The 6,593-nt window shown below is 72.8% G+C and carries 7 protein-coding genes; all 7 read left to right on the top strand.

The genetic code is table 11. From position 1 onward, the window contains the following. Window positions 1-132 precede the first annotated feature (132 nt). Window positions 133-741, top strand: coding sequence for a DUF2752 domain-containing protein (locus AB0K36_RS34405; RefSeq protein WP_364601711.1), 609 nt, complete (start codon window positions 133-135; stop codon window positions 739-741). A gap of 115 nt (window positions 742-856) precedes the next feature. Continuing rightward, window positions 857-1,666: an indole-3-glycerol phosphate synthase TrpC gene (trpC, locus tag AB0K36_RS34400; protein WP_189472629.1), complete on the top strand. Its 810-nt coding sequence runs from the start codon at window positions 857-859 to the stop codon at window positions 1,664-1,666. A gap of 100 nt (window positions 1,667-1,766) precedes the next feature. After that, complete coding sequence (gene trpM, locus AB0K36_RS34395; RefSeq protein ID WP_435877997.1) at window positions 1,767-1,955, top strand: tryptophan biosynthesis modulator TrpM; 189 nt, start codon at window positions 1,767-1,769, stop codon at window positions 1,953-1,955. Window positions 1,956-2,280: 325 nt separating this feature from the next. After that, window positions 2,281-3,573: a tryptophan synthase subunit beta gene (trpB, locus tag AB0K36_RS34390; RefSeq protein ID WP_364601708.1), complete on the top strand. Its 1,293-nt coding sequence runs from the start codon at window positions 2,281-2,283 to the stop codon at window positions 3,571-3,573. After that, the gene (gene trpA / locus AB0K36_RS34385; protein WP_364601705.1) at window positions 3,570-4,385 is read left to right on the top strand and encodes a tryptophan synthase subunit alpha; all 816 of its coding nucleotides are present in this window, start codon (window positions 3,570-3,572) and stop codon (window positions 4,383-4,385) included. The genes trpB and trpA overlap by 4 nt, the downstream gene beginning before the upstream one ends. 63 nt (window positions 4,386-4,448) lie before the next feature. Further along, on the top strand, window positions 4,449-5,309 hold the full coding sequence (locus AB0K36_RS34380; protein ID WP_364601702.1) for a DsbA family protein: 861 nt from the start codon (window positions 4,449-4,451) through the stop codon (window positions 5,307-5,309). Window positions 5,310-5,504: 195 nt separating this feature from the next. Continuing rightward, entirely contained in the window at window positions 5,505-6,473 is a 969-nt protein-coding gene (gene lgt, locus AB0K36_RS34375) for a prolipoprotein diacylglyceryl transferase (protein WP_364601700.1), read from the top strand. Window positions 6,474-6,593 lie beyond the last annotated feature (120 nt).

Genomic DNA, 6,593 nt, shown 5'->3' with positions numbered 1-6,593 from the left:
GGGGGGGCCGGGCCCGGGGGGGGCGGCGGGGGACACGGTCGGGGTGGGCCCCCCCCCCCCCTGGGGCCCCCCCGGGCCCCCGCCCGGCCAGGCCGGGCTGCGCCGCTGCCGTCGAACGGGGAGAATCACCGCGTGGACCCGACCCCAGCTCCCACCCCGCCCGCCGTCCCGCCACGGGCCGGCCCCGCGCCCGGTGACCACGCCACGGACCCGGCCGCCGGCCCCGCCACGACGGGCCCCACGGCGCCCGGGCACGTACCGGGCGAGGCTCGGCCGGTCGCCGGCGCCGCTCCTCGGACGTGGCCCGCCGGTGCCGTGCCGGGCGCCCCCGGCAGGCCCGCACCGTCGACCGCGCGGCGCGTCGCCACACCGCTCGCCGTCCTCGCGGGTGTCGCCGCCGCGTTCGCCTACGTCGGGACCGTCGACCCGAACGAACCGGGCCACTACCCGGTCTGTCCGCTGCTGCGCCTCACCGGCGTCTACTGCCCGGGATGCGGCGGACTGCGCAGCGCCCACGCCTTCGTCCACGGCGACATCGGCACCGCCCTCGGCGCCAACGCCGTCGCCGTCGTGGGCTACGCCGTCTTCGCCGTCGTCTGGGTGATGTGGCTGATTCGCGCCGTACAGGGGCGCCCCCTGCGCGTCGGCCTCTCCACCGGATGGTGGTGGGTCATGGGCGGCGCGCTGGTGATCTTCAGCGTGGTGCGGAACCTGCCGTTCGGCTCGGCACTGGCTCCATGAAGTCCCAGGTAGTGGGACAGGCATCGACCGGATGCGAGCCTCGGGCCCTCCTGCGGATACCATCGACATGGCTGATCCTGATCCATCAACACCGTCCCGGAAGGGGGCCGCTCGCGTGAGTGTGCTCGACGAGATCATCGAAGGTGTGCGCGCCGACCTGGCAGAGCGGCAGGCGCGTGTCAGCCTCGACGAGCTCAAGGAGCGCGCCGCCAAGGCTCCTGCGGCCAAGGACGGCGTCGCCGCGCTCCGCGGTGAGGGCGTCAAGGTGATCTGCGAGGTCAAGCGCTCCAGCCCCTCCAAGGGCGCGCTCGCCGCGATCGCCGACCCCGCCGGACTCGCCGCCGACTACGAGGCGGGCGGCGCGGCCGTCATCTCCGTGCTCACCGAGGAGCGCCGCTTCGGCGGATCGCTCGCCGACCTCGAGGCCGTACGCGCCAAGGTCGACATCCCGGTGCTGCGCAAGGACTTCATCGTCACCGCGTACCAGCTGTGGGAGGCGCGCGCCTACGGCGCCGACGTCGTCCTGCTGATCGTCGCCGCGCTGGACCAGGAGGCCCTGGTCTCGCTGATCGAGCGCGCTGAATCGATCGGCCTGACCCCGCTGGTCGAGGTCCACGACGAGGACGAGGCCGAGCGGGCCGTCGACGCCGGGGCGAAGATCATCGGTGTGAACGCGCGCGACCTCAAGACCCTCAAGGTCGACCGCTCCACCTTCGAGCGGGTCGCCCCCGAGATCCCGGCGCACATCGTCAAGATCGCCGAGTCGGGTGTGCGGGGTCCGCACGACCTGATCGCCTACGCCAACGCCGGCGCCGACGCCGTGCTCGTCGGCGAGTCCCTGGTGACCGGCCGCGACCCGAGGGCCGCGGTCGCCGATCTGGTGGCCGCGGGCGCGCACCCCGCGCTGCGGCACGGCAGGAGCTGACCCGGCCGTGACCGCCGCCGTCGCCCGCAGCAGAGCACGCCGGACCGCGGGGCCCCGCCCCGTGCTCGTCGGCGTGCCCTCGGCGTGCGCCGGCCGGACGGTGGTCGGCGCTGGGGGCGGCGCGCCCCGTGACCCCTACGCCCGCCTCGCCCGAGGCTGCCGCCCACGCGGCTGCCGGGCGCCGGCGCGGCGGGTGCACGGGCGACGGGTGCGGTACGTGATCGGCGACGAGCCGGGCCAGGTCAACGGCATGCGATGGCGCGGGGCCGTGGCGCGGGACGGCCGCTAGTCCGTCCCCTCGAGCGGATGTCTCTCCCTCTTCCCTTCCCGCACCGGGAAAACCCGTACCCGTACCCGTATCCGCCCCTCAAGCTCCCCCTACGGCCCGGCGGCCGTGCGAGGTGCCAACTTGAGCCTCGCCGGCGTTCGAGGCGCGGGGGTCCGGGGGCGGAGCCCCCGAAACACCGCGCGGAGCGCGGTGGCGGGTCCGGGCGGAGCCCGGTTTCGGGAAGTGGGTCCCCACGGCCGCCAGGCCGTAGGGGACGGGGTGAGGAACAGCCGCACGCGCCACCTACGTCGTCCACTTCTGCCGTCCCGACAAGGAGCGCGTCGCCATGTCCAGCGACTACTTCATCCCCGACCCGGAGGGTCAAGTCCCCAACACGGAGGGCTACTTCGGTGCCTTCGGCGGCAAGTTCATCCCGGAGGCGCTCGTCGCCGCCGTGGACGAGGTCGCCGTCGAGTACGAGAAGGCCAAGTCCGACCCGGCCTTCGCGGCCGAGCTGAACGGTCTGATGGTCGACTACACGGGCCGCCCGAGCGCCCTCACCGAGGTGTCCCGGTTCGCCGAGCACGCCGGCGGCGCCCGGGTCTTCCTCAAGCGTGAGGACCTCAACCACACCGGCTCGCACAAGATCAACAACGTGCTGGGCCAGGCCCTGCTCACCAAGCGGATGGGCAAGACGCGCGTCATCGCGGAGACGGGCGCCGGTCAGCACGGCGTGGCGACCGCCACCGCCTGCGCGCTGTTCGGACTCGAGTGCACCATCTACATGGGCGAGATCGACACCCAGCGCCAGGCGCTGAACGTCGCCCGGATGCGGATGCTCGGCGCAGAGGTCGTCGCCGTGAAGTCCGGCAGCCGCACCCTCAAGGACGCCATCAACGAGGCGTTCCGCGACTGGGTCGCCAACGTGGACCGTACGCACTACCTCTTCGGCACGGTCGCCGGCCCCCACCCCTTCCCCGCCATGGTGCGCGACTTCCACCGCGTGATCGGCGTGGAGGCCAGGCGGCAGATCCTGGAGAGGGCCGGGCGCCTCCCCGACGCCGCCGTCGCCTGCGTCGGCGGCGGGTCGAACGCCATCGGCCTGTTCCACGCCTTCATCCCGGACGCCGGCGTCCGGCTGGTCGGCTGCGAGCCCGCCGGCCACGGCATCGAGACCGGGGAGCACGCGGCGACCCTGACCGCCGGCGAACCCGGCATCCTGCACGGCTCCCGTTCCTACGTCCTCCAGGACGACGAGGGCCAGATCACCGAGCCGTACTCGATCTCGGCCGGCCTGGACTACCCGGGCATCGGCCCCGAGCACTCGTACCTGAAGGACTCGGGCCGGGGCGAGTACCGCGCGGTCACCGACGACGCGGCGATGCAGGCCCTGCGGCTGCTGTCCCGCACCGAAGGCATCATCCCGGCCATCGAGTCGGCGCACGCCCTTGCCGGCGCGCTGGAGGTCGGGCGCGAGCTCGGCAAGGACGGGCTGATCCTCGTCAACCTCTCCGGCCGCGGTGACAAGGACATGGACACCGCCGCCCGTTACTTCGGTCTGTACGACACCGACGCCCGGGTCGAGGCCGACGCCTCCGCCGACAACGGCGCCGCAGAGATCCAGGGGGACGCCAAGTGAGCGGGAACATCCAGCTGCTGAACGAGACGCTCGCCGCGGCGAGGAACGAGGACCGGGCGGCGCTCGTCGCCTACCTGCCCGCCGGTTTCCCGACCGTCGACGTCGGCATCGAGGCGGTCAAGGCCGCGTTCGACGGCGGCGCCGACGTGGTGGAGGTCGGGCTGCCGCACAGCGACCCCGTCCTCGACGGCCCGGTCATCCAGACCGCCGACGACATCGCCCTGCGCGGCGGCGTCAGGATCGCGGATGTGATGCGCACGGTCCGTGAGGCCCACGCGGCCACCGGAAAGCCGGTCCTCGTGATGACTTACTGGAACCCGATCGACCGCTACGGCGTCGAGCGCTTCACCTCGGAGCTCGCCGAGGCGGGCGGCGCCGGCTGCATCCTGCCCGACCTGCCGGTCGAGGAGGCCGGGCTGTGGAGGGAACACGCCGAGAAGCACGGTCTCGCCACCGTCTTCGTCGTCGCGCCGAGCAGCAAGGACGCCCGTCTCGCGAAGATCACGGCAGCAGGATCAGGTTTCGTCTACGCGGCGTCACTGATGGGCGTCACCGGTACCCGCGAGTCGGTCGGCGAGCAGGCGCAGGACCTGGTGCGCCGCACCCGCGCCACGACCGCGCTGCCGGTCTGCGTGGGACTCGGGGTCTCCAACCCGGCGCAGGCCGCGGAGGTCGCGGCGTTCGCCGACGGTGTGATCGTGGGCTCGGCGTTCGTCAAGCGGATGCTCGACGCACCCGACGACGGCGCGGCCGTCGCGGCCGTACGGGAACTGGCGGGCGAACTGGCGCGGGGTGTGCGCGGAAAGTCGTAGCCCGTACGAGTGGATCAGGGACCGGGGAGGCGCGCACACGCCTCCCCGGTTCGTTTGCGGAGTGTGAGCGAGAACCAAGAGCGGAAGCGGGGAGCGCGCGAGCGGCTCCAGCAGGAACGGGCGCGGGAAAAGGCACGCGAGAAGCGCCGCAGGACCCTGATCGTGGCCTCGGCCGTGGTGGGCGTGCTCGGGCTGGCCGCGGTGGCCGGTCTGGTGGCCGCCAACAGCGGCAAGGACGAGGGGGGCGGCACGACGGATGCGAGCCCGCTCCTCGCGCCCAGCGGCGTGCAGGGTGAGGAGCAGCTCGCCATCCCGGTCGGCGCGGCCGACGCCCCGTCCACCCTCACGGTGTGGGAGGACTTCCGGTGCCCGGCCTGCGCCCAGTTCGAGAACGCTCTGCGCGACACGATCCATGAGCTGGAGAAGGCCGGCCAGATCAAGATCGACTATCACCTTGCCACCATCATCGACGGCAACATGGGCGGCAGCGGCTCCCTGCGCGCGGCGAACGCGGCGGCGTGCGCCCAGGACGCCGGGAAGTTCGCCCCGTACCACGACGTGCTGTACATGAACCAGCCGCCCGAGCCGGACGACGCCTTCGCCGACAACGGCAAGCTGATCGAGCTCGCGGGCAAGGTCGAGGGACTGGACACGCCCGCGTTCCGCAGCTGTGTGGAGGAGGGCAAGCACGACGCCTGGGTGAAGAAGTCCAACGAAGCGTTCCAGGCCGGCGGCTTCAGCGGTACCCCGACCGTGCTGCTCAACGGAGAGTCGATCTTCCCGACGAAGGGGAAGGAGCAGATCTCCGTCGCGAACTTCAAGAAGTGGGTCAAGGAGGCCAACGAGGGCAAGCCGCCGGGCACCGAGCGGCCGGCGTCGCCGACCGGGGGCGGAAGCGCGAGCCCGGGAGCGCCGGCGTCCTGAGGCCGGACGGGCGGATGCCGGTTCTCGGACCCGGTGGCGGTCCCTGCCCCGGTGGTGCCCGCGCCGTCCGCGGACGGCCGCGGACCGGTGCCCCTGACCACGGCCGCACCCGTGACCATGACCGTGTCCTGTTACCCAGAAGTTGCCGGGCGGGTTGCCGTACGTCCCGCCCGGCAGGGTAGCGTCGGTCCTGCCATGGACATCGCCTACATTCCCAGCCCGTCGACCGGAGTGATCCACCTCGGACCGCTTCCGCTGCGAGGCTATGCGTTCTGCATCATCATCGGCGTCTTCGTAGCCGTCTGGTACGGCAACCGGCGCTGGGTCGCCCGGGGCGGCAAGGCCGGAACGGTGGCCGACATCGCTGTCTGGGCCGTGCCGTTCGGCCTGGTCGGCGGTCGGCTCTACCACGTGATCACCGACTATCAGCTGTACTTCAGCGAGGGTGAGAACTGGGTCGACGCCTTCAAGATCTGGGAGGGCGGCCTCGGTATCTGGGGCGCGATCGCGCTGGGCGCGGTCGGCGCCTGGATCGGCTGCCGCCGCCGCGGGATCCCGCTGCCCGCCTGGGCCGACGCCCTCGCACCCGGTATCGCCTTCGCGCAGGCGATCGGCCGCTGGGGCAACTGGTTCAACCAGGAGCTCTACGGCAGGGAGACCGATGTCCCCTGGGCGCTCAGGATCACCGAGGGCGCGAACCGCGAGGCCGGCCTGTACCACCCGACGTTCCTGTACGAGTCCCTGTGGTGCATCGGCGTCGCGCTGCTGGTCATCTGGGCCGACCGCCGCTTCAAGCTGGGTCACGGGCGGGCGTTCGCGCTGTACGTCGCCGCGTACTGCGCCGGCCGCGGCTGGATCGAGTACATGCGTGTCGACGAGGCGCACGACATCCTCGGCGTGCGGCTGAACGTCTGGACCTCCATCGTGGTCTTCGTGCTGGCGGTCACGTACATCGTGATCTCGTCCCGGAAGCGTCCGGGACGCGAGGAGATCGTGGAGCCGGCGGCGGTGGCCAAGTCGACGTCCGACGAGGCCGCGACTCCGTCCGGCGACGGCGAGCCCGAGGACGGTGCCGGCACGGCGAAGTCCGAGACGGAGCCGGAGCCGGAGCCGGACACGGCGCCGGAGTCCGCGGACGCGGCGGAGTCGCCCGGCAAGGCGTGACGCGGGGCGGGTGCGGGGTGCCTGCGGCGGGCTTGTTCCCCTCCCCTCCCCGCCCCTTCCCGAAACCGGGCTCCGCCCGGACCCGTACCGCGCTTCGCGCGGTGCCCTCAATCGCCGGGC

The organism is Streptomyces kurssanovii, assembly GCF_040677245.1.
In the GTDB taxonomy this organism is placed as follows: Bacteria; Actinomycetota; Actinomycetes; order Streptomycetales; family Streptomycetaceae; genus Streptomyces; species Streptomyces kurssanovii.
This window is presented reverse-complemented; position numbering and strand designations above follow the sequence as displayed.